At 72.6% G+C, this 22,393-nt stretch carries 19 protein-coding genes and 1 pseudogene; 11 read left to right on the top strand and 9 right to left on the bottom strand.

Going from position 1 to position 22,393, the window contains the following annotated elements; all coding sequences use genetic code 11:
* The first annotated feature begins 766 nt into the window (after positions 1 to 766).
* Entirely contained in the window at positions 767 to 2,212 is a 1,446-nt protein-coding gene (locus ACXNSR_RS38620; RefSeq protein WP_458640006.1) for an MFS transporter, read from the top strand.
* Positions 2,213 to 2,821: 609 nt separating this feature from the next.
* Entirely contained in the window at positions 2,822 to 3,316 is a 495-nt protein-coding gene (locus tag ACXNSR_RS38615) for a hypothetical protein (protein WP_458640005.1), read from the top strand.
* 135 nt (positions 3,317 to 3,451) lie between these two features.
* Here the strand turns inward: ACXNSR_RS38615 and ACXNSR_RS38610 are convergent.
* From ACXNSR_RS38610 to ACXNSR_RS38595, 4 genes and pseudogenes are all read right to left on the bottom strand, one after another.
* Positions 3,452 to 3,838, bottom strand: a pseudogene (locus ACXNSR_RS38610) (IS5/IS1182 family transposase); the annotation flags it as partial.
* On the bottom strand, positions 3,835 to 4,509 hold the full coding sequence (locus tag ACXNSR_RS38605) for an HAD family hydrolase (protein ID WP_458640004.1): 675 nt from the start codon (positions 4,507 to 4,509) through the stop codon (positions 3,835 to 3,837). The gene ACXNSR_RS38605 and the pseudogene ACXNSR_RS38610, both read right to left, overlap by 4 nt.
* A gap of 49 nt (positions 4,510 to 4,558) precedes the next feature.
* On the bottom strand, positions 4,559 to 5,104 hold the full coding sequence (locus ACXNSR_RS38600) for a DUF3995 domain-containing protein (RefSeq protein WP_458640003.1): 546 nt from the start codon (positions 5,102 to 5,104) through the stop codon (positions 4,559 to 4,561).
* The gene (locus ACXNSR_RS38595; RefSeq protein ID WP_458640002.1) at positions 5,101 to 5,637 is read right to left on the bottom strand and encodes a hypothetical protein; all 537 of its coding nucleotides are present in this window, start codon (positions 5,635 to 5,637) and stop codon (positions 5,101 to 5,103) included. Before ACXNSR_RS38595 ends, ACXNSR_RS38600 begins: the two co-directional genes overlap by 4 nt.
* Positions 5,638 to 5,921: 284 nt before the next feature.
* Between ACXNSR_RS38595 and ACXNSR_RS38590 the strand changes: the two genes are divergently transcribed.
* Together ACXNSR_RS38590 and ACXNSR_RS38585 are read left to right on the top strand one after the other, a co-directional pair.
* Complete coding sequence (locus ACXNSR_RS38590; protein ID WP_458640001.1) at positions 5,922 to 8,195, top strand: HEAT repeat domain-containing protein; 2,274 nt, start codon at positions 5,922 to 5,924, stop codon at positions 8,193 to 8,195.
* Between the two features lie 364 nt (positions 8,196 to 8,559).
* On the top strand, positions 8,560 to 10,032 hold the full coding sequence (locus ACXNSR_RS38585) for a M1 family metallopeptidase (RefSeq protein ID WP_458640000.1): 1,473 nt from the start codon (positions 8,560 to 8,562) through the stop codon (positions 10,030 to 10,032).
* 19 nt (positions 10,033 to 10,051) lie between these two features.
* On the opposite strand, the gene ACXNSR_RS38580 is transcribed toward ACXNSR_RS38585, so the two are convergent.
* The gene (locus tag ACXNSR_RS38580; protein WP_458639999.1) at positions 10,052 to 10,747 is read right to left on the bottom strand and encodes an N-acetylmuramoyl-L-alanine amidase; all 696 of its coding nucleotides are present in this window, start codon (positions 10,745 to 10,747) and stop codon (positions 10,052 to 10,054) included.
* 96 nt (positions 10,748 to 10,843) lie between these two features.
* On the opposite strand from ACXNSR_RS38580, the gene ACXNSR_RS38575 reads away from it, so the two are divergent.
* The 3 genes from ACXNSR_RS38575 to ACXNSR_RS38565 all read left to right on the top strand — a co-directional run bounded on the left by ACXNSR_RS38575 (position 10,844) and on the right by ACXNSR_RS38565 (position 12,676).
* A complete protein-coding gene (locus ACXNSR_RS38575) occupies positions 10,844 to 10,984 on the top strand; it encodes a hypothetical protein (RefSeq protein ID WP_458639998.1) in 141 nt (46 codons plus the stop codon).
* Between the two features lie 10 nt (positions 10,985 to 10,994).
* On the top strand, positions 10,995 to 11,732 hold the full coding sequence (locus ACXNSR_RS38570; RefSeq protein ID WP_458639997.1) for a VOC family protein: 738 nt from the start codon (positions 10,995 to 10,997) through the stop codon (positions 11,730 to 11,732).
* 269 nt (positions 11,733 to 12,001) lie between these two features.
* The gene (locus ACXNSR_RS38565; RefSeq protein WP_458639996.1) at positions 12,002 to 12,676 is read left to right on the top strand and encodes a DUF4097 family beta strand repeat-containing protein; all 675 of its coding nucleotides are present in this window, start codon (positions 12,002 to 12,004) and stop codon (positions 12,674 to 12,676) included.
* On the opposite strand, the gene ACXNSR_RS38560 is transcribed toward ACXNSR_RS38565, so the two are convergent.
* The 3 genes from ACXNSR_RS38560 to ACXNSR_RS38550 all read right to left on the bottom strand — a co-directional run bounded on the left by ACXNSR_RS38560 (position 12,646) and on the right by ACXNSR_RS38550 (position 14,778).
* Positions 12,646 to 12,903 carry an HAD hydrolase-like protein gene (locus ACXNSR_RS38560; RefSeq protein WP_458639995.1) on the bottom strand — a complete coding sequence of 86 codons (258 nt, stop codon included), beginning with the start codon at positions 12,901 to 12,903 and terminating at the stop codon, positions 12,646 to 12,648. The genes ACXNSR_RS38565 and ACXNSR_RS38560 overlap by 31 nt on opposite strands.
* A gap of 133 nt (positions 12,904 to 13,036) precedes the next feature.
* A complete protein-coding gene (locus tag ACXNSR_RS38555; protein WP_458639994.1) occupies positions 13,037 to 13,273 on the bottom strand; it encodes a hypothetical protein in 237 nt (78 codons plus the stop codon).
* Between the two features lie 125 nt (positions 13,274 to 13,398).
* Positions 13,399 to 14,778 carry an AMP-binding protein gene (locus ACXNSR_RS38550; RefSeq protein WP_458639993.1) on the bottom strand — a complete coding sequence of 460 codons (1,380 nt, stop codon included), beginning with the start codon at positions 14,776 to 14,778 and terminating at the stop codon, positions 13,399 to 13,401.
* Positions 14,779 to 15,042: 264 nt separating this feature from the next.
* On the opposite strand from ACXNSR_RS38550, the gene ACXNSR_RS38545 reads away from it, so the two are divergent.
* A complete protein-coding gene (locus tag ACXNSR_RS38545; RefSeq protein ID WP_458639992.1) occupies positions 15,043 to 15,540 on the top strand; it encodes an anthrone oxygenase family protein in 498 nt (165 codons plus the stop codon).
* Positions 15,541 to 15,756: 216 nt separating this feature from the next.
* Here ACXNSR_RS38545 and gdhA read toward each other — a convergent pair whose 3' ends face one another.
* Positions 15,757 to 17,160 carry an NADP-specific glutamate dehydrogenase gene (gene gdhA / locus ACXNSR_RS38540; RefSeq protein ID WP_458639991.1) on the bottom strand — a complete coding sequence of 468 codons (1,404 nt, stop codon included), beginning with the start codon at positions 17,158 to 17,160 and terminating at the stop codon, positions 15,757 to 15,759.
* 462 nt (positions 17,161 to 17,622) lie between these two features.
* Between gdhA and ACXNSR_RS38535 the strand changes: the two genes are divergently transcribed.
* The 3 genes from ACXNSR_RS38535 to ACXNSR_RS38525 all read left to right on the top strand — a co-directional run bounded on the left by ACXNSR_RS38535 (position 17,623) and on the right by ACXNSR_RS38525 (position 22,364).
* Positions 17,623 to 20,649 (top strand): LodA/GoxA family CTQ-dependent oxidase, encoded by a 3,027-nt coding sequence (locus ACXNSR_RS38535; RefSeq protein ID WP_458639990.1) that lies wholly within the window; start codon positions 17,623 to 17,625, stop codon positions 20,647 to 20,649.
* The gene (locus ACXNSR_RS38530; protein ID WP_458639989.1) at positions 20,646 to 21,821 is read left to right on the top strand and encodes an FAD-dependent monooxygenase; all 1,176 of its coding nucleotides are present in this window, start codon (positions 20,646 to 20,648) and stop codon (positions 21,819 to 21,821) included. Before ACXNSR_RS38535 ends, ACXNSR_RS38530 begins: the two co-directional genes overlap by 4 nt.
* 147 nt (positions 21,822 to 21,968) lie before the next feature.
* Entirely contained in the window at positions 21,969 to 22,364 is a 396-nt protein-coding gene (locus tag ACXNSR_RS38525; protein ID WP_458639988.1) for a hypothetical protein, read from the top strand.
* Positions 22,365 to 22,393 lie beyond the last annotated feature (29 nt).

The raw sequence follows: 22,393 nt of genomic DNA, 5'->3' as shown, positions 1-22,393 counted from the left end.
GCGCGAGGACGTCGCCCCGGCCCGGTCGGCACCGCCACCCGCCGGTCGCGGGGAGCGCCCTTGGCGATCGCGTCCGGTGCGGTCGAGGGCCGGTTGAACACGGCACGGCCGGCGCGAGCGAGAGGCTGCCGGGGAACGCGCCCGCCGCGACGGTCCGGGCGAGACGGTCCGCGTGTCCCTGCCGAAGGCCGAAGAAGGGCGACCGGCCTCCGGCAGGGCGCCGATCGCCGGCTTCGGGACACCTTGTCCGGACCTGGCCCCGTCAGCGCCGACCGGGCCTCCTCCGTACGTCGCACGACGCGCGTACGGCCCGCGCCGGCACCGCCTTCCGCCGCAACTGCGGTCGCTGCCCCAGTCCTTGTCGGAAGATCACAAGTTCCGCGGCGGCCGGTCGTCCCCGGGTTACGCTCCCGCTCCGGGTTCCCCGGCACCTGCGCCATCCGGGCAGCCCTGCCGAGCACTCGGGCCTGCCGTGAGAGCGACGTCCACCCGCCGTTGCCCTCAGGCACACCACCCGCCATGTCCAAGACCTCGCACAGGCCGGCCGGCATCTGGAGGAAGCCGCCGCGGTCCTGCCGCCGCATCACACCCCGCACCGCGCCCCGCTCACCAGCCGTTGGCACCGGACACGTGGCCGCAGCGCCTTCGGCCGGCACCACCGCGTCCACGGCGGCGGCGACGGCCCGCCGGACCCTGCACTGCTCCCACCCCGCCACACCCTGCCCCGCCCCGCCCCGCAGTCCCTCCGACGGAAAGCCCTGCCCTGTTGACCCTGGCCGAACACCCGACCACCGCCCCGCCGCTCGCCACCTACGGCGCCGTGCTGGGCAGTCGGCACGTTGCCCGCCTGCTCGGCGGCACCCTGATCGGGCGCCTGCCCAACTCCATGGTTCCCGTGGGGATCGTCCTGTGGATCACCGGCGGCGGCGGGTCGCTGTCCTTCGCCGGAATGCTCGCCGCCCTCTACGGACTGGCGTCCGGCCTGTCCCAGCCGGTCAAGGGCAGGCTGATGGACCGCTACGGTCAAACCCGTGTGTCGGCACCTGCGGTACTGCTCAACGCCGGCTGTCTGGCAACGCTCCCCTTGATCCGGGCGTGCGGACACCCTGCGGCGGTGACCGCGGTGGTCGGGCTCGCGGGTCTGGTCACGCCGCCGCTGGAGGCAGGGCTCCGGGCGCTCTGGCCGACAGTCCTGCCCGACCTGGGGCGGCGCCGAGTCGTGCAGGCCCTCGACACCGGCTCGCAGGGACTCCTCTACATCACCGGCCCGGTGCTCGCCTCGTGGCTGGCGACCACGCACGGGCCCGACACGGCCCTGGCCGCGACCGCCGCCCTCGGGCTGACGGGCACGACGATCGTCCTGACCTCCTCACCATCGCAGACCTGGCGTCCTGCCGCCGGGGTGACCGAAAGAGGACGGCTGATGAGCGCTGGCCTGGTCCTGCTGTTCACCGCGCTGGCGGGAACGGGGTTCACGTTCGGAGCGATGAACGTGTGGGCCGCGGGCCTGGCCGGCACGCACGGGCAGGCGATGCTCTGCGGACTTCTTCCTGCCGTGTTCTCCACCGGCAGCTTCCTGGGCAGTCTGGTCTACGCCCGCCGGGCGTGGCCCGGCACGACCCGATCGCAGCTCATCACCACCAGCGCCCTGTTCCTCCTCGGCTGGACGCCCCTGCTGGCCCAGCCCGGACCCCGGACCGCCTTCGCCCTCATGGCGATCCCGGGGCTGTTCTTCACCTTGATCATCACCAATGGCTTCCACACCGTGGACGCTCTCGCCTCCGCCTCCCGCACCACCGAGGCGTACGCCTGGCTGATCCTGTCGGTCGGTACCGGGCAGGCGGCCGGAACCGCGCTCGCCGCCGCCCTCGCCGCCCGACCAGGTGTTCTCGCCGCGCTCCCCGCCTGCGGCGCCGCCACCGCGCTGACCATTCTCGTCCTCGCCCGCGGCAAACTCGGCCCGGGCCGTCGCCTCGGCCGCCACCGGCGTACCCGAGGGCAAGGGGATGCTCACCGAACGCCGCCACCGATCCGCCGGCGAGCGGCCGGCACACGCTCGCCGCACCTGGCGTCGACCGGCTCCGAAAGGGCGCTGAGCGCTCTGGCCGGTCACGCTCGCGGGACTCGGGCGTCGTCGCGGGCAGGCGCCGCTCGACCGGTCGGCGGCCCGGTTGCGGTATCGGGTAACCAGCGTCCATCGACGCTCCGTTGAACATGCCGGTGGTGTCCAGCACCTCCCGACCGCCGGGAGGTCCTGGACACCACCGGGGCTCAATCCGTTCGGGCGGTGTTTCCCCGTCCACGTACGGTCTGCCCATGACGAGGACCACGCCGACCCGACCCGTGCCCGTGGAGGCGGTGTTCCCGGAGCTCGCCGCCCATCGGGGCCGGACCACCCGGCTGCACCCCCGGCCGGGGCGACCCGGCATGCGCGAGAGCCATGTCGGCGGACCGATGCTGTGGCCGGCCGAAGAGCCGTGGCCGCTCTGCCGGGAGCCCCACCGGCCCGAGTCCGAGGGGTACGAGCCGGACGCGATCCGACGTGCCCGGGCCGCGGGCGTCCGGCCGCGCAGTCAGCCGTGGCAGGGCTCCGGAACGCCCTGGGAAGACGGCCCGGTGCCGTTCGTGGGCCTCGCCCAGTTCTTCCGCCGGGACATCCCGGCCCTGGCGGCCGGGCCCGGCGGCGCGGATCTGGTGCAGATCTTCCGCTGCCCGTTCAACCACGGCCCGCACCTGACGCGCCGGTACCACCTGCGGTGGCGGCGGGCCGCGGAGACCGAGCGCGGGGGGGCGGTTCCTCGCTCCCCCGCCCGAGGTGCCCATGCTGCGATGGGAGCACGAACTCCCCGAGCCGTGTGTCCTGCATCCCGAAGAGGTGGACACCTACCCCTGGGCGGAGGACGACACGCTGCCCGCCTCTCTGATCGCCCGCATCGACGCATGGGAGGACGCCCGGACCGCGGAACACGGCCCTGACGCCCCCAGTTACCAGCTCGACCTGTCGATCCCGCCCGGCTGGCGGGTGGGCGGCTTTCCGAGCTGGGCGTCCACGGGCCCGATGCCGGTCGACTGCGAATCCTGCGCGACCCCTATGCGGCTGCTGCTGACCGCCGCCGGTGAGGAGGCGGACGCCGGCTCACACAGCTGGGTACCCCTGGAGGACCGCGACCCGTCCCTGCGGGGGGGGAAGGCCTCGATCCAGGGCGGCCGCTCCGTTGGCGAGCCGACCCGGCTCCGCTTCGGCCGGGACCGGGACCTGCACGTCTTCACCTGCCCGGCCGACCCCGGCCACCCACCCCAATGGGTTCTCTCCTGAGGCCGTACCTGAAGGCCGGGTGCGGTGCCGGGCGCCGCCGCGGGCCCGGCAAGATCCGAAAGAGACGGCCTAAGACTTGTCCCACAAAAGACCTTCGAGTCGGGTTGGACGGCGCAGCTGCTACGGGGCTATGCGGACGAGCCCGGAGCCCGGGTGGCCGCCGTCGGCGATCGTCATCGTCTTCCCGACGGCGTCTTCGGCGCCGGATTGCTCCCACGCCTTGCAGTCGTTGCGGTTGCCCGCGAAGGGGCCGTCCGACCACGACGACCCTGCGGGTGTCGGCGTCGATGACGACCTGGTGGTCGGTGGAGTACCCAGCGGGGCGACCTGGCGCATCGTCAAGTCCGTGCGCGAGTAAGCCGTGACCAGCGGGGCTCTGTCTGCCGGCGGCGGGCTCCACGGTCTGCCCCGGCGGGTGGCATCGACTTCCGTGCGACGCAGTGCCGACACCGGTTTCGTGAATCGGCGCGGGCTCAGCCCGGTGAACGGGACTGTCCAAGACGGCTCCGGCGCCGTGGTCACGAACCCTCCAGCCGGTGAGGGTGGGGTCCGGAGACGAAGGCGAGGATGTCGCGGACCGCTTCGTGCAAGGTGTCGAAGTGGCGATGCACGCCGTCCACCGCGGCGGGGGCGTTGACGCCCCACACCGTCATCCCGGCCCGCAGCCCGGACTGCACCCCGGAGGGGGCGTCCTCGATGACCAGGCAGTCTTCCGGTTGGGCGCCAAGTCGCGCGGCGGCCTGCAGATACGGCACTGGTGACGGCTTGCCCTCCTCCACCGCGGCGGCGTCCACGAGGACTTCCGGGACCGGCAAGCCCGTCCGGGCGAAACGTCCACGTACCCGGTGCTCATAGTTCGACGTCACCAGCGCCCAGGCCCCGGGCCGCAGAGCGTTCAGCAGCTCCGAGGCGCCGTCGAAAGCCGTATAGGTGCCGGTGCGGACGTCCTCGTCCTCCAGCTCGTGCAGTGCGGCCAGGCACTTCTCAGCGTCCCGGTCCGGAGCGACCTGCGCGAAGGTCTCCATCGGCCTCGTCCGTAGCGCCACTCGGTAGACCTCATCAGGGTCCAGACCGTACCGCTCTGCCCACGTCCGCCAGACCAGGCGCTGATTGTCCACGGCATCGATCAACGTGCCATCGACATCGAACAGGACATACCTCATCGCACCGGACTGACCGGGTTCACTGATCACGCCTCGATCATGCCATCAGGCCCTGAACAGGCGGTTTGCGGGACAAGCCTTAGCGGGCCGGTCGCCTCGGCACGGCCCAGGCGGTTGCTGCCCACAGCAGGCCCCAGACCAGGAAGTAGGGCGACCAGAGCAGCAGATCCATGCGGGAGACGTGGTGCGCGATCCCGGTGTCGGGCGGGTCCACGTGGAGGTGGCCCGTCAGCACCATGATGTCGCCGATGAAGCCGAAGCCGAAGGCGCCGCAGGCGCGCAGCACCATGAGGGCGCCGATGATCCACATCGGCACGGCCAGGAGCCGGCGTGGCAGCACGTGCCCCCACGGCCGGACCGTGGCGAGCGCCGCCAAGGCGCCCAGGAGGACCAGGCCGACCGATATCCAGTGGCCGGCCATCGCGCCGGGGGTCTGCACGACCAGTTCCTCTCGGCCCGACCGGGGCAGAGGAGCACTGGAGGTGAGCGCCGTGCCGCCCAGCGCCCAGTAGAGTTTCAGCGTTCCGTAGCCGGCGAGGGTCCAGACACAGGTCGCGTAGGGGGCCCATCGGCGTACGGACAGGGTGCGGCGCGTGGGAGGCCGGTCATCCGTTGCTTCCTTCATTCCGTGCCTCGCGCCGTCTTCTCCGTGGCTGTGGGGTTCTGTCCTCGTCGGCGCGTGAAGAGCCAGGCCATGGCAAGCCACAGGCACAGGCCTACGACGCCTTGCACTGCGGCTCGCGCCGACCAGTCGGCGGGACCGGAACCGAAGAGGACTTCCCGGGCCACGTGGATCTGGCTGACGGCCGCCAGGGCGGCCGTTCCCCACAGCCCGAGGAGCAGCAGCGGGCGCGGGAGCAGGCCGCCCCACGGACGTACGGCGGCGAGCGCCATGACGGCTGAGAGCACGCCCAGTGAGGCCAGCGTCCACTGCGCGAGCGCGACATCGGGGACGTCGGCGTACTGGGAGGCGGTGACCGGTGGTCCGCCGGGAATGCCCAGGCGCCCTTGGGTTGCGTAGTAGCCCTTCTCCGCCGCGTACACCAGTTGGTCGACTGCGGACAGGTACGCGGGCCAGGCCCATCTCAGGGGTACCGGGACCGGGCGGCGCGCCGGTCGCCAGCGCCGGGCGGCGTGTACGGCTGCCATCGCGTTCATGCGCCGGGCACCCGTCTCGGGTCGGGAGAACTCGTCATGCGTTCACGATCACGTCTCCCTCCGCGTCGGGTCTTCGTACTCGAGGGTGATCCGCCTCCCTCGCGTGGGGGAGATCCGCGCAGACGGCCCGGGTGATGGCCGTCCGAGAGGGCATCGCGCCGGCCCGTGACCTCGCACGGGAGCTCACCGACCGGCTCCGCCGGTGCCGCGGCCATCTGCTCCTCCGCGACCGGAGTCGACGGGCAGAGCCGGGCGGCCGGGGCGTGTGCCAGTTGCCGGGACACGTGGCCCAGTACCACCTGGCGGACCTCGAACTCTTCGGCCACTGGCGCCACTTGATCGAACGGTCCGGGACCTGCCCGCAGCACCTGTCCGAACGGATGTCAGAGGCCCCTGCGAAGATCACGGCCATGGATCTCCCCACCGCCCTCGCCGGGCTCGACGCCCACCCCTGGTCCACCGTGAACCACGCCTACGGCCCCGCCGAGGACCTGCCCGGGCTGTTGCGCACCTTCGCCGCGGGCGGTGAGGACGCCGAGGAGGCACTGGGCGAGCTGTACGGCTCGATCGTGCACCAGGGCACCGTGTACGCGGCCAGCGTCGACGCCGCCCCGTACCTCGCCCGGATCGCCGCCTCCGGCAGGCAGACGGTCGACGCGCTCCGGCTGCTCGGCTGCCTCGCCGAGAGCGAGGACGAGTACGACGTCGAGCCGGGCGCCGTCCGGGCCGCCGTGACCGCCCAGCTGCCGCTGCTCGGCACGCTGTTGGCCGATGAGGATCCCGCCGTCCGGCAGGCGGCCGGCTGGACGGTCGGGCACACCCGGGACACCCGCACCGCCCTGCCCGCCGTCCGGGCCCGCCTGGCCGCCGAGACCGAACCGGTCGTCCGCGCCGAACTCCTCACCGCGTACGGCCGGTTGGACCGCGCGGGCGCCGTCACCGAGGCTCGCGCCCTGCTCGGCCCGGACACGCCCGCGCCGTTGCGCCTGGCCGCCGTGTTCGCCTCGTTGAACGCCGAGGAGCCGTGGCTCGCCGCGCACCGGGACGCCGTCCTCGGCCTGTTGCCCGCGCGTGAGACGGCCGGGTCCGGCTACGCGGACGAACACCGGGAGCCGCTGCGCTCCATCGTCGGGATCCTGCTGCGGCGGGACGGCGACGCCGACCGCGAGAGCGCCCTCGTGCTGCTCGACGCCGCGCTGCGCGACGAGCGCCCCGAGGTGCGGGCCGAGGCCCTCTGGGCGGCCGACCACGCCTGCACCCTGTCCCGCAGCGCCCCGCAGCGGCTGATCCCGGCGATCGTCCCGCTCGCCGCCGACTGGGCGGCCGCCCAGCTGCTGGGCAAGATCGGCCCGGCCGCTGCCGAGGCCGCCCCCGTCCTCGCCGAACTCGCCGCGCAGCCGGACGACGAGGCGGCCGACCAGGCCCTCGCCGCGCTCGTCCTGGTGTCGCCGCGGGCCGCCGCCCCGCTGCTGGCCCGGGCCTTCGGCCGGCGCCCGCGCGCCATGCAGTGCGCCGCCGGGTCCTACGCCCCGGCCGATGCGCCCTTCCCGTTCGACCCGGAACTGTTCGCCGCGGTCCGCACTCGACTGGCCGCCAAGGCAGTGGAGCGTTCCGAGGGGCGCAGGGACTGCGGTTGCTCGACGACCGAGCAGCACAACGACACCGCCGGGCTGGTCCACCTGCTGCGGCAATGGGGCCCTCGGGCCGGCGGGGCGCTGCCCGAACTGTGCGCCGTCCTGCCCGTGTTCCCGTACGCCGCCTCCGCGATCACCGCCGTCGCCGCCGGCGTCGGGCCGGAGCAGCGCGAGCAGGCCGCCACCGCCCTGCGGGCCGGCGCCGGAAAGCTGCTCGTGGCGCGGGCACTGTACGAGCTGACCGGCGAGGCCGGGCCGCTGTTCGCCGCCGCCGAGGCTTCGCTCGCCACCGGTGTGCGCGGCGTCGCCGAGGGCGCCCGCGCCGTGGCCGGCCTCGGCCCGGCGGCCGCCCGCCTCGCCCCGGCCCTGCGGACGGCGCTCGGCCGCACCGCCGACCGCGACACCACGCCGGAGGTGGACCGCGACCTGGCCCTGGCGCTCGCCCTGTGGCGGATCGCCGGTGATGCGGCCGAGGTCGTCCCGTTGCTGGCCTCGGTGTTCGACGCGAGCGAGGGCCAGCAGTGGTTCCACCGGACGGCTGCCCGCGCCGCCCGCGAGCTCGCCGTGCTCGGCCCGGCCGGGCGCCCGCTGACCGCCCGGCTCCACGCTCTCCTCGACGACCCGGCCCAAGCGCCCTCGGCCGTCCTCGGGCTGCTCGCCGTCGCCGATCCGGCGGGCCTCGACCGTACCCGGCTCGCCGAAGCGGCGCTGCACTCGGCCGAGACCCGCGCCGACCTCGAGGGCGCCTGCGACGCCCTGCGGGCGCTCGGCGCCGCCGCCCTGACGCCGGCGCAGCGCGACCGGCTGGCCGCGCTCGTGACCGGGGACCGCCGCCTGGTCGTCTACGGCTCCGACCACGCGATGATCCGCGAGGACGAACAGCTCCGCGCCGCGCTGGCGTCCGTCTTCGACGGGGTCGGCTGAGCGCCGGGTCCTCTCGTCCGGATCTTGCCGGATGCCCCTCGCGGCGCGTCGACGCACCCGCCCGGACGTCAAGGGCGCAGTGCCCACTCGTCGAGGCCGGAGTAGATGCAGGCGGTTCGGCTTTTCGGAGCGGAGAGGCACTCGGCCTCTCCCCCGTAGATCGCGATCAGCGAGTCAGCGCCTCTCCACCAGGTGTCTGCCAGCCCCATGACCTCGGACATCGGATCGTGGCCGGCCAGCGAAAGGCCGGCTGCCGCGTCGCCGGTGACCTTCGTGATCTGCGGTGCCGACGTGGAAGCCGGAGGGGCCATCGGTGCGGCGTGGCGAGGCCGGGGCGCTCGGGGGCTGGGTCATGATCGGCTGCGTGAAGACTTCCGGACGTCTGGCCGCCTTCGCGGTCGCGGGCCTGCTCGCCGTACTCCCCGCGTGCTCGGGGTCCGACGGCCGTGGCGGCGCCGGGACGGGGCCCCGTTCCGGTCCGGACGCGGGAGCGGGTGCCCGGTCGGAGGCATCCGGCACGGTGTTCCGCGGCGGGCACCCCGCTGCCGCGGGCGCGGGTGACCCGTACTTCCCGGAGCTCGGGAACGGCGGCTACGACGTGACCCACTACGACCTGACGCTGGCGTACGACCCCGGCAGCGGCCGACTGGAGGGCACTGCCGGGATCACCGCGAAGGCCACTGCGGACCTCAGCGCCTTCAATCTCGACCTCCTCGGCATGGAGGTGCTGGGCGCCACCGTCGACGGCAGCCAGGCGCGGGTCCGGCAGGACGGGCAGGAGCTGACCCTGCAGCCCCGTGATCACCTCAAGAAGGGCGCGGCCTTCCGCAGCGTCGTGCGCTACGCGGGCACCCCCGAGTCGATCACCCATGACCACGGGTGGCGCGAGGGCTGGCTGAGGACGGCCAACGGAGCGGTCGCCTTCGGTGAGCCGACGGGCTCGATGTCCTGGTTCCCGGGCAACCACCACCCCTCGGACAAGGCCTCGTACGACATCACCGTCACGGTCCCCAAGGGGCTGCAGGCGATCTCCAACGGGCTGCTCAGCTCCCGGCGCACGAGTGGCGACCGCACCACCTTCCACTGGCACCAGGCCGAGCCCATGGCCAGCCATGTCGCGACCGTGGCAATCGGCAGCTACGACATCACGACCTCCCGGACCCGGTCGGGCGTCCCGGTCGTGTCGGCGATGGACACGACGGCGGGCGTGGACGAGGACGGAGCGGTCCTCGGCCGGTTCCCGGAGATCATGGAATGGTCCGAGGGGAGGTTCGGCCCCTACCCCTTCTCCGCGGCCGGGGTGATCGTCGATCAGGCGGCGGATGTGCCCTACGCCCTGGAGACGCAGACCAGGCCGACCATTCCGGCCGGCATCTTCCACACCACGAACGTGGTGCACGAGCTGGCCCACCAGTGGTTCGGCAACTCCGTCACCCCGCGAACGTGGCGGGACATGTGGCTCAACGAGGGCTTCGCGACCTATGCGGAGTGGCTGTGGACCGAGGACCACGGCGGGGCCAGCGCCCAGGACCACTTCGACCGCAACCACGCCAAGGCCGCGGACGACGACGAGTGGGACTTCCCGCCCGCCCAGCCGCCGAGCGCTTCGGACATCTCCGGCCAGCCGGTGTACGTGCGCGGCGCGATGGTGATCCACAAGATCCGCCAGGCCGTGGGCGACGAGGGCTTCCGTTCCCTGGTGCGGGGCTGGACCCTGAGCCACCGCCACGGCCACGCCTCCACGGACGACTTCACCGCGTACGTGGAGGCCAGGGCCGGCCGGGACCTCGACTCGATCTGGGACACGTGGCTCTACGGCGACGGCAAGCCCGCGTGATGGGGTCGACCCGGTGGTGTCAGGTCCTGATGTTCCGGCGGGCGCTCTCGACGAGCTTCATGTACTTGTCCCAGTCCCACACGGTCCCGGGGTCGTCGTGAGTGGACAGCGGGACCTCCACGTGGCCCAGAATGTGGTCCCGGTCGACCGGCACGTCGTACTTCGCACAGATCGTGGCCGTGAGCACGGCGGACACCTCGTACATCTTGGTGTTGTAGACCGGCTGATCGGTCCAGCCTTCGTGCTCGATGCCGATGCTCCGGTGGTTGTACCAAACGCTGCCGGAGTGCCAGGCCACGTCCCGCTCGCGCACGCACTGGGCGATCTGCGTACCGGTTGCGCTGATCATGTAGTGCGCGGACACCCTCTCGGCGGGGTCCTTGAACTTGGTGAACATGATCGGCATGATGTCCGTTGTCAGGTGAATGACGACGTATTCGATGGGATACGCCTCGGGACGTTCGGAGGACGTGTAGTTGGACTCGGAGGCTTCGACCCAGACAGCGGGGGCGTAGTCCACCGAGGGGTCCGTACGCCGGCGCGCAGGCGGCCCGGCGGCGGCGACGGGGGCCTTGCGCACGGGTCTCGGCGGCGCGGCCTTCACCTTCTCCTCGGACCCGATCAGCTGGGGAAGCCCGACAGCGGCCAGAGCCGTACCCGCCGCGCCGGCAGCACCCCACAACAGCCGTCGGCGGCTGAGCAGGCTGTCTTCCATGGCCACTCCTCATGAGGTCGGGCAAGCAAGCGGGCAGCGGACGACGCGCCGCGCATCGTGGCATCACGATGCGCAGGCGACACATCCCGTAATCTGATGCTTCACCAGGGCCCGCACCCCGGCAAGCCGATCGTCGACCACTCGGCGCACACCCTCACCCTTGGCCGCGCCTTGCCCGGGGGACCAAGGGTCGAGCGCGTGGCGTCCGCCGCGGGCCGGGCCGACCACGCCTTCTAGGATCTGCGGCATGGCAACACGACTTGTGCAGATCAATATGAAGGCCCAGGACGACTCCGCGCTCGGCCGGTTCTGGGCGGAGGCGCTCGGGTGGGGCATCGACAGCGAGGCACCCGGCGTGACCAACCTAGAACCCGTGGGCTTCGCCTATCCCGACCCCTCGGCGGTCTGCATCGACATCATCGCCCGCCCGGAACCCAAAACGGTCAAGAACCGGGTGCACCTCGATCTGGCCACCACCTCGACCGCCCATCAGGCGGAGTTGGTCGCACGCCTGCAGGATCTCGGCGCGACGCTCGCCGACGTGGGTCAGGGCGATGTCCCCTGGACGGTCATGGCCGATCCTGAGGGGAACGAGTTCTGCGTCCTCGAGCCCCGTCCGATCTACCGGGACACCGGGCCGATCGCCGCGGTGGTGGTCGACTGCGCCGACCCGCGAGAGATGGCCCGGTTCTGGGACGGGGCGATGGACTGGACGCTGCACGAGGTCGCCGACGACCACGCCACCCTGCGTTCCGCCAAGGGCGTCGGCCCCTACCTGGAGTTCGTCCGCACCCCCGACACCAAGACCGTGTGGAACCGCGTCCATCTCGACATCAGCCCCTACCGCGGTGACGACCTGGCAGCAGAAGCGGCCCGACTGCGCTCCCTGGGCGCCACCGACCCCGGTATCGACCAGTCCGCCATCCACTGGATGGTCCTGGCCGACCCGGAGGGCAACGAGTTCTGCCTCCTGACCCCTCGCTGACGCGGAGCAGCGGCTCCGGCGCCTGCGTCGGCCGCACCTCCCGGGGCCGCTGCCCGCCTTGGCGTTCACTTCCATTCCATTGCAACGAACGACGTGGCGCACGTCGCATTAGGCTCGAAACCATTGCAATGAAATCTAACTCTTGACCTGCAGTGATGCAGATTTAGCGCAACAAGTCTGTTGCTAGTTCAGCGAACGCAACGTAGCTTTTCGTTCATCAGAAACCGCGGGGCGCACGGAGCGCAGCCGCTGATGAGGGAGAAGCCACCATGCAGAAGTTCGCCACCGCCGCCCCGATCGCCGCCGTCCTGGACGTGCCCGCCGGGCTGATCCGGTTCATCGCGGCCGACCGGGCCGACACCACCGTCGAGATCCTTCCGGCGGACGCCGCCAAGGGCCGTGACGTGAAGGCCGCCGAGCGGACCACGGCCGAGTACCGCGACGGTGTGCTGCGGATCGCGGCCGCAGCGGTGAAGAACCGGGTCCTGGGCAACCACCCGGGTTCGGTCGAGATCACCGTCCAGCTGCCCGCCGGCTCCCGCGTCGAGGCGAGGACCGCGGCCGCCGAGTTCCGCGGGGTCGGCCGCCTGGGTGACGTCACCTTCGAGAGCGCCCAGGGCACGGTCAAGCTCGACGAGACCGCGAGCGCCCACCTCACCCTGATGGCCGGGGACATCACCGTCGGACGCCTGGGCGGCGCCGCGCAGCTCACCACCCAGAAGGGCGACCTGCGGATCGCCGAGGCCGTCGACGGCACCGTGGAACTGACCACCCAGGCCGGTGACATCACCGTCGGCGCCGCCCGCGGCGTCTCCGCCACCCTCGACGCCGGCACCGCCTACGGCCGCATCCACAACACCCTCAGCAACACCGACGGCGCCGCCGCCGGCCTCACCATCCGCGCCACCACCTCCTACGGCGACATCACCGCCCGCAGCAACTGACCCGCAGTCAACGCCCTTGCCTGACAACACCATCGCGTCGTCACCACGCCCCGCGCCGGGCTTCGCAGACCGAGTGCGTTCGCGCCGACGATGTCGGCATGGGGCGAATCGCCGATGGCCCATGCGCCGCTGAGGGGCACTCCGACGGTGTTCACGGCGAGCCGGTCGAGTCCGGCACGGCCGATCTTGGCTTCCTGCTGAGCGGCACTGCCGTTGGCGACGATCACGCAGGTCCAGCCGTCGGCCCGGGCCCTCTCCCGAGCCCGCGGGAGGAGTCCATCAGCGCGACACGATCGGCAGCACCATGGTCGAGCAGAGCGTGAACAGCCTCGCGGGGCGCCGCGTCCCGGTATCGCCCCGTCAGGGCCGCCGGGACCTCCTCCCGGGGGTACAGCCGCCGACGTCGATGTTCATGACCCAGGTGAGATCAGTGTCGGGGAGGCGGTGTTCGACGAGAAGCGCGGCGACAGCAGGGCGTAAGGCCGTGTCGCAGTCGATCAGAGTGTTGTCGAGATCCAGCATCAACAGCGGCATGGTCGGGAGTAGATCACGGGCGGTGCGGGCCGCGATCCGGTCCAGGTCGACGGTCCGAAGCATCCGGACCCGGACCTCCGGGCCGGAGGCCCGGTGGCCGGAAACCCGGTGGTCGGAGGCCCGGTGCAGCACAGGGCGCAGTGCCCGCCCAAGAACCGCTGCGTCACCTGCGGGACCCCGGGTACTCCTCAGGACCGGCCCCGCTCCTCCCCTTCCAGCAGGAGGCGCTTCTGGGGCTTCCCCATGGCGTTGCGCGGTACCGCCGTGATGAAGCGGACCTCGCGCGGACGCTTGTGGACCGACAGGCGCGCCGCGACGAAATCGGTGAGCTCGCCGCCGCTGACGCCCTCGGCCACGACGAACGCCACGATCCGCTCGCCCAGATCGGCATCGGGCACACCCACCACCGCCGCCTCCTGCACCCGTGGATGGTCCAGGAGCGCGTTCTCCACCTCGCCCGCGCCGATCCGGTATCCCCCGGACTTGATCATGTCGGTGGAAGCCCGCCCCACGATCCGGTGCACACCCTCCGCGTCGACGGACGCGATGTCACCCGTACGGAACCAGCCGTCCTCCGTGTACGCGGCCGCCGTCGCATCCGGCCGGCCCAGATAGCCCGAGAACAGCGTCGGCCCCTTCACCTGGAGCTCACCGATCTCCGCCCCCGGCTCGGCGACGACCCGCGTGGCGACACCCTCCAGCGCGGTACCGACCGTACCGGGAGCCACCGCGCCCCCCGCCCGCCCGCTCACCGTGATCAGCGTCTCCGTCATCCCGTACCGCTCCACGACCCGGTGCCCCGTCAGCCGCTCCAGGTCACGGAAGACCGGCGTCGGCAGGGCCGCGCTCCCCGACACCAGCAGCCGGGCCCCCGACAGCGCCTCGGCCGCCCCCGGCGCTGCCGCGATCCGCGACCACACGGTCGGCACACCGAAGTACAGGCTCCCGCCCGTCGCCGCGGCCGCCGCGTACGCCTCCGGCGTCGGCCGGCCCGTGTGCACCAGACGGCTTCCCGTCCGCAGGGCCCCCAGCACACCCAGCACCAGCCCGTGGACGTGGAACAACGGCAGCCCGTGCACCAGGACGTCCTGCGCACCCCACTCCCACGCCGCTGCCAGCGCGTCCAGGTCCGCGACGATCGCGGCCCTGCTCAGCTCAACGCCCTTGGGCACACCCGTCGTCCCCGACGTGTACAGAATCAGCGCCGACTCCCCCGCCCTCGCCGGACCCGCCGACGGCAGGGGGCCGGGCGAGGGCACACGGCGGGCGAAGTCCACCTCCAGCAGCCGGGCGCCCGAATCCCGCAGGATGTGATCGCGCTCCACCGGCCCCGCGTCGGGCGGCACCGGCACACACGGCACCCCCGCCAGGAGACCGCCCACCACAGCGGCCACCGTCTCCAGCGAAGGCGTCGCGGTCACCGCGAACGCCGGAACCGGCCCCCATTCGGCAAGATCCGCGGCCACCGCCCCCGCCGCACCCAGAAGATCCTCGTACGACGCGGCACGGCCCGCGACCGAAACAGCATCCCCACGGTCCCCGAAAGCCCCGGTAAGAGCAGTCAGCACGACAACACCCCCAAGAACAACGACAAGAAAACACAACCCCACCACACCACGGGGCCACACACACCACTCGACCCTTATGATCAGCCAAATCCCAGACCGCCGCACGGCCCGCCCACCTGGCACGGCCCGTCAGCACCGCTCCCGGCGGATCCCGGCGCGTACCACCCGCCGACCCCGGCACCGCACTGCCCGGCACGGCACCGCACTGCCGCCCAGCCCACCCGGCCCTCAGGCACCGACCGGAACACCACGGAAGGGAACCACGTGGAAACCGCACGAACCTTGACCCTGATCGCCGCGACCATCACCGCCGGTCTCACCAGCGGGCTCTTCTACGCATTCACCGTCGCCGTCATGCCCGGCCTCGCCCGCAGCACCGACAGAACCACCGTCGAAACCATGCAGAACATCAACAAGGCCATCCTCAACGGCTGGTTCATGCTCGCCTACCTCGGCGCCCCGCTGCTCATCACCGCCACCCTCGTCCTCCACGCCACCGACTCCGGCACCCGCGACACCATCGCGCCGCTCGCGGCCGCACTCGCCGCGTGTCTCGCCTCCATGATCATCACAGCCCGCGTCAACATCCCCCTCAACAACGCCCTCGAAGAGGCCGGACACCCCGAACAACACACCGACCCCACCACCACCCACACCGCCCGTACCGCCTACGAAACCCCCTGGAACAACGCCAACACCTGGCGCACCGTCCTCACCACCGTCACCCTCGCCCTCCTCACCTACGCCCTGACCCTCCACTGACCCGCCCACGGGCGGCAGCGCGGGTGAACGCGAGGAGCCGTGGCACGGCGCAGGTTGCCCCTTGAGACGGATGAACCGGACCGGCCCCGCCCCCGGTTGAGGGCCGGGGTGCGGGGCCGTCTCCGTCCTCGCGGGCTGCCGCAGGGGGGGCAGCAGGGCCCCCACCCGGCCCACCCGAGCGCGCGGAGTGATCGTCCGATCAGATGGATCGTCCGATCAGATGACGCCCTGTGCCAGCATCGCGTCCGCGACCCGCTCGAATCCGGCGATGTTCGCGCCGGTGACGTAGTCGCCCGGGGCGCCGTACCGCTCGGCCGTCTCGTGCGCGACGGCGTGGATCGAGCGCATGATGGCGGCGAGCTCGTCCTCCACCCGCTGTGCGCTCCAGGCCACCCGGCCGGCGTTCTGGCTCATCTCCAGGGCGCTGACGGCCACCCCGCCCGCGTTGGCGGCCTTGCCGGGCCCGAACGCGACCCCGGCCTCCTGCAGGATCCGTACGGCCTCCGGGGTGGTCGGCATGTTGGCGCCTTCGGAGACCGCCTTGACCCCGCCCGCGACGAGCGTACGGGCGTCCTGCGCGTCCAGTTCGTTCTGCGTGGCGGAAGGGAAGGCGATGTCCGCCGGCACCTCCCAGACCCGCCCGCCGGGCACGAACCGGGCCGAGGATCCGCGACGCGCCACGTACTCGCTCACGCGCCCGCGCTCGACCTCCTTGACCTGCTTGAGCAGTGCGAGATCGATGCCCTTGTCGTCGACCACGTAGCCCTGGGAGTCGGAGCAGGTCAGCGGGTTCGCGCCGAGCTGCTGGAGCTTCTCGATGGTGTACAGCGCGACGTTGCCGGAGCCGGAGACCACCGCTCCCAGTCCGTCCAGCGACTCGCCCCGGACCTTCAGCATCTCGGCGGCGAAGAGCACGCTGCCGTAGCCGGTCGCCTGCGGCCGGATCGCGGAGCCGCCCCAGCCCTGCCCCTTGCCGGTCAGGACGCCGGCCTCCCAGCGGTTGGTGATGCGCCTGTACTGGCCGAAGAGGTAGCCGATCTCGCGGCCGCCGACACCGATGTCGCCCGCGGGCACGTCGGTGTGCTCGCCGATGTGCCGGTGCAGCTCGGTCATGAAGGACTGGCAGAACCGCATGACTTCGGCGTCCGACCTGCCGTGCGGGTCGAAGTCGCTGCCGCCCTTGCCGCCGCCGATCCCGAGGCCGGTGAGGGCGTTCTTGAAGATCTGCTCGAAGCCGAGGAACTTCACCACGCCGATGTCCACCGACGGGTGGAAGCGCAAACCGCCCTTGTACGGGCCGAGCGCGCTGTTGAACTCGACGCGGTAGCCGCGGTTGACGTGGACCCGGCCCCGGTCGTCCTGCCATGGGACACGGAAGACGATCTGCCGCTCGGGCTCGGTGAGGCGCTCCACCAGTGCCACGGCCGGGTCGGCGTACTCGGGCCGGGCGGTGAAGACGGGGGCCAGGGATTCGAGGACCTCCCGTACCGCCTGGTGGAACTCGGGCTGCGCGGGATTGCGGCGCTCGATCTCGGCCCGCAGTGCTTCCAGCCTGTCCTTCGAGTCCTTCACGTGTGTCCCTCCAGGGAGTGCGCGGTGCGCAGACGACGGCAGGTCCATGGTGTCCGCGGGTCCGCGAACACCGGCTGATTTCGGGCGTGGCGCGCTCCGAACAATCGCTTTCGGAAAAGTTTTTCCGGAGCATGCCCCTCTTGCGGAGGCTACCGCGCACGGCGCCGCCCTGGGCAAGGCTTCTGCCCTGCGGACAAAAACGTCCCGCGCGCCGGCGTGCGCCGGCCGGCGTGCGTGGTGGACATTTCCGTGAATCCCGTGCGCCACGGGGCCCCACCGCCCCTACCAGCGGCAACATTGACAATTCGATCATCCCTGCGCGACGGGCCGCGGGCTCGGACGGGTGCGGCCGGCGCCGGGTGGAGGCGCCACGGGTCCACTGCCCGGCAGGGACGACCCGACGGCACGGGTTGCCCCTTATCTGGCGCTTTGTGGGGCAGGCTGGTTCCCGCCAGGAGCGCCAGCACGCGGTCGGCCCCGGGTCGGCCCTCGACAGGCAGGAGCAGAGCCATGGCGGAGAGCCCCGAGGTGTCAGACAGTCCCACTCAGCCGCCCCCGCGCGACTGCGTCAACGAGCCGATCGCCGGGATCATGGCCGAGTTCGTGGGCGAGCGGATGGGGGACCGCGTCGCCCGGGGGCAGGATCCCCTCCTGCGGCCGGTGTTCGTCAAGTTCCACGGGGCGGCCCGCGGTGTGCTGACGGTCGTCCCCGGGTTGCCGCCCGAGCTCCGCATCGGTTTCCTCGAAGCCGCCGCGGAACAGGGCGGTCTGACCGCCTGGGTGCGCATGTCCAGTGACACCCAGCCGGAGCGGCCGGATCTGCGCAGGACCGCCGGCTGGGGCGTCAAACTGTTCGGCGTGCCGGGGCCGAAGCTCCTCCAGGACGACACCCGGGCCGACACCCAGGACCTCGTGCTGCAGAACCACGACGTCTTCTTCGTCGACACGGCCCGGGACATGTGCGAGTTCCAGCTGGACCCGGCGGCGTACCAGCAGCAGCACCCCCTCACCCGGCAGATCCTCGCGGACATGCGCAAGCCCGTCGAGAGCACGCTCACGTCGACGTACTGGGGCGTGCTGCCGTACTCCTTCGGACCGGACCGGCACGTGAAGTACAAGCTCGTCCCGGCCGGCTGCGCGGACGGTGACCCCCGGGCCACTCCGCCGGACGAGGACCCTTCCTTCCTGCGCGGGGACCTGCGCCACCGCCTGGCCGCCGGCCCGGCCGCCTTCGACCTGCTGCTCCAGTTCCGGACGGACCCGGACCGGATGCCGCTGGACCGGGCCACCGTGCGCTGGGAGGAGGACGAGAGCGTCCCCGTGAAGGTGGCCACGCTGACGCTGCATCAGCAGGACACGACCGCACGGGGGCAGAAGGCGTACGGGGACAACCTCGCCTTCAACCCCTGGCACAGCCTGTCCGAGCACCGGCCCGTCGGCAGCATCGCCGAGGCCCGCAAGGTCGTCTACCACGCGTCGGCGGCCCGGCGGCGCGATGCCAACGGCATTCCGGCGGCGGAACCCGGTCCCGCGCGGCCGGCCGCCACCGAGCCGCACGGCCGCGACACCCGGATCGTACGGGCCGCCGTGCACCCGGCGATCGGCGTGGCCAGGGTCGGCGACAGCGCGGACGAGTTCTTCCTCGCCCCGGAGGTCGACGGCGCTCCCCCGCCGGCCACCGGCACGTACAAGGACGCGAGGGGCGCGCTCAAGCGGCAGGCCGTCCGGTTCCGGGTGTACGGCTACAACGCCGCCGGTGAGGCGGTGGCCGAGCTGACGGCGGACAACGCCGACCTGCACTGGACCGTGGAGGTGGCCAACAAGAAGGCCGCCTGGTACCAGTTCCAGCTGGCCCTGGACATCCCCGAGGCGGCGCAGGCCCCCGCGACCACACTGCGCAACCTCACCACGGTGCCCGCGGGGGAACGCCACCGGCTGGCGATCACCCCGGGACCCCGCTCGATCCGGGGCCGCGAACGCGCGGGGAAGCCGGAGTACGCGTTCGACTCGGGCACGTTCCTGGGGCACCCCGTCCACCTGGGCGAGCTGCGCACCGACGGCGCCGGCCGCCTGCTGTTCCTCGGGGGGCGCGGGGTGTCCGCCTCCTACCCCGCCGCCCAGGCGACGCACTTCGCCAACAACGACGGCTGGCACGACGACACCTGCGACGGCCCGGTCACCGCGCGGGTCCGCATCGACGGCAGGGACGTCCCGGTCGATCCGGCCTGGGTGGTGGTAGCTCCCCCGAACTTCGCGCCGGAGCTCAAGTCGGTGCGCACGATGTACGACCTGATGTGCGACACCTTCGTGGCCGCGGGCATGCTGGCGCCCCCGGAGCGCGTCTCGTTCACCCACGACGTGCTGCCGGTGCTGCGCCGCCTGTGCGATCTGCAGTGGGTCAACCGCGGCATCGCGGCCCTCTTCGGTCACGGTGGGCGCGAGCACTTCCTGGCTCCCGAGCGACTGGCGGAGCTGGCCGGCCACGGCGCCCGGCGCGACGAACTGCGCCGGCAGATCTGGGCGATGATGCGCGATCCCGACCGCGACGGCCTCTCCCCCGTGCCCTGGCCGCCGATCTACGGCGACTCGATGAGCGTACGGCCCGTCTCCGCGCGGCAGCATCTGGCGCTCTCCCCCCTGCAGTACGACATGCTGGCCCGCTGGGCCGCCGGGGACTTCGACGCCGACTACGACCCCCGGGCCGCGCCGCCCACGACGCTCGACGCCCTGCCGCTCGCCCAGCGCCCGGCGGCCCTCGACCGGGCCGCCCTCTCGTACTGCCTGGCCGACGCCTTCCACCCCGGCTGTGAGCTCACCTGGCCGATGCGGCACGCCAGCCTGTACTCCGCGCCCTTCCGCGTGCGCCACCGCGACCCGGCGCGGCCCGAACCCGGTTACGGCTCCACGCTCACCCCGCAGACGGCGCTCGCCGTCGACGGTCCGGTGTACGGCCAGGAGCCGGGCGGGCTGACCCGCTGGATGGCCGTGCCCTGGCAGACCGACACCGCCCGCTGCCGGTCGGGGTACTACCTGGGCTTCGGGCCGCGGTACGACCCGTACCTGCCCACCTTCTGGCCTGCGCGGGTGCCCAACCACGTGTTGACGGAGGAGAACTACCGGACGGCCGTGGACCCGGCCGCCGATCCGGAGGACCGCCGCACCGCCTTCGAGGACAGGGCGGTGTGGGACAGATGGCTGCCGTCCGACCGCGTCGCCCAGATGAACGCCATGGTCAAGGACTTCGGCAAGCTCGGCATCGTCGCGCGCCGGGAGGGCCCCGCCGCCGACTCCAGCTCCGGTTCCGGCGACCCGGTGAGTCTCCCCGCGAGCATGCTGGTGGAGTCCGAGGTGAGCTTCCATCCCGAACACGCACCGCCCCCACTGCGGAACCTGGTGTGCCTGCACGTGCCCGAAGCCGCCGATCCCGCGGTGCGGGAGAAAGCGGTGGCCGCCGCCATCGCCTCGGCCGGGCGGCCCGACGGGGAGGTGATGGCGGGATACTTCGAGAAGGTCGCCCGCTTCCCGGAGACGCCGTGACCGCCCGGACCTGCCCGGTTCCCCACGCCGGACGTTTCGAGGCCGTCGTGGCCGGGGGCGGCCCGGCCGGGGCCGTCGCCGCCCTGGTCCTGGCCCGGGCCGGCCGACGCGTCCTGCTGGTGGACGGCGGCCCGCCGGGCGCCCCCGCCGCGGCCTTCACGATCGGTGAGACCCTGCCGCCGGCGGCCCGGCCCCTGCTGCACGACCTGGGACTCTGGACCACCTTCGCCGCCGACGCGCACCTGGTCTGCCCGGGCACCTACGCGTCCTGGGGATCGGCGCGGCTGCACGGCCACAGCCACCTGTTCGACCCGCACGGCCACGGCTGGCACCTCGACCGCGGGCGTTTCGACGCCTTCCTGCGCGAGGCCGCGGTGGCCGCGGGCGCGCTGATCCGGCGAGCCACCGTGATCGGCCACCGCAACACGGCCGGGGAGCAGCGCCTGCTGCTGCGGGAGCGGGGCGGCGCCGTGACGGAGGTGCGCAGCGGCTGGGTCGTCGACGCGACCGGCCGCCGCGCCCTCATCGGCCGCCGCCTGGCCCCGCGCCGCCGGCAGGATCGGCTCGTGGCCGTCTTCACGCTGCTCGGCGGCTCCGGGGCGGACCGGACCCGCGGCCCCGGACCCGCCGAGGACCTGGAGCTGCGTACGCTCGTCGAGGCGGTGCCCGAGGGCTGGTGGTACACCGCCAGGGTGCCCGCCGGGCGGGTGGTCGCCCATCTCACCGACGCCGACCTCGCCCCGGCGGGGCTGCGCACCGCGCACGGATTCCGGTACGCGGCGGAGCGCACCCGCCACGTAGGGGACCGTCTGAGCGGCTACGACCGGGCCGGCTCCACCGCGCCGCGCTGGACGGCCGCCCACGGACTGCGGCTGTCCCCGCCGGCCGGCCCCGGATGGGTCGCCGCCGGGGACGCCGCGATCGCCTTCGACCCCCTGTCCTCCCAGGGCATCCTCACGGCCCTGCACACCGGGGCCCGCGCCGGCCTGGCCGTCGACCGCTGCCTGGCCGGTGACACGGGCGCCCTCGCGTCGTACGCCTCGTTCCTGAACGGCGTGGCGGACGCCTACCACCACCATCACGCCCAGTCCTACGCCGAGGAACGGCGGTGGCCGGACCACCCGTTCTGGCGCCGCCGGAACGGGTCACAGGGCTGTCTGCCGGGGAGGTGACACCATGCGGTGTCATGGCAGAGAACAGCACCAGTGCGTTGCCGCGACGACCTCGCCAACTCATACCCGGACTGGCTCACCGCCGCTTGACCACGGCCACCGGACGATTCCTCGGTCCCAAGACGTGACGTCATGCATGATGAGGCGATGTCGGTCCGCACGGAGAGCCTGCCGCAGAGCCCGCAACAGCACATGACGGTTCGGGTTCACACCCCGGTCGGAACCGCCGTGGTGGTCTGGCGCGGTGATCCCCAGGATGCCGACGGCCGGCACCTCATCGAATGGCACGTCGACGAGGACATCCACTGGGGCCGGAACACCTGGCCGGCCGCTGCCGCCGAGCCGGAACTCCGGCAGGACGGCGACCGGGTGCTCATGAGTGGCCGCCTCCACCTGACCGACGACGGCGCCGCCTGCCTCCGGATGGGCCACTGGCCCGTGCTCTTCGACCTGGCATCACCCGTCCCCAGCGGCCTGGACGGTTCCTGGGTGCAGATCAGCGTCGGATCGGAGAGCGTGGCCCTGTACCCCTACCGAACCTGACCGGGCCGCTCCCTGGTTCCCGTTCCTCG

The sequence above is a fragment of the Streptomyces sp. NC-S4 genome, from assembly GCF_054353315.1.
Note: the sequence above shows the minus strand (reverse complement) of the source record. Positions and strands in the feature narration are given on the sequence as shown.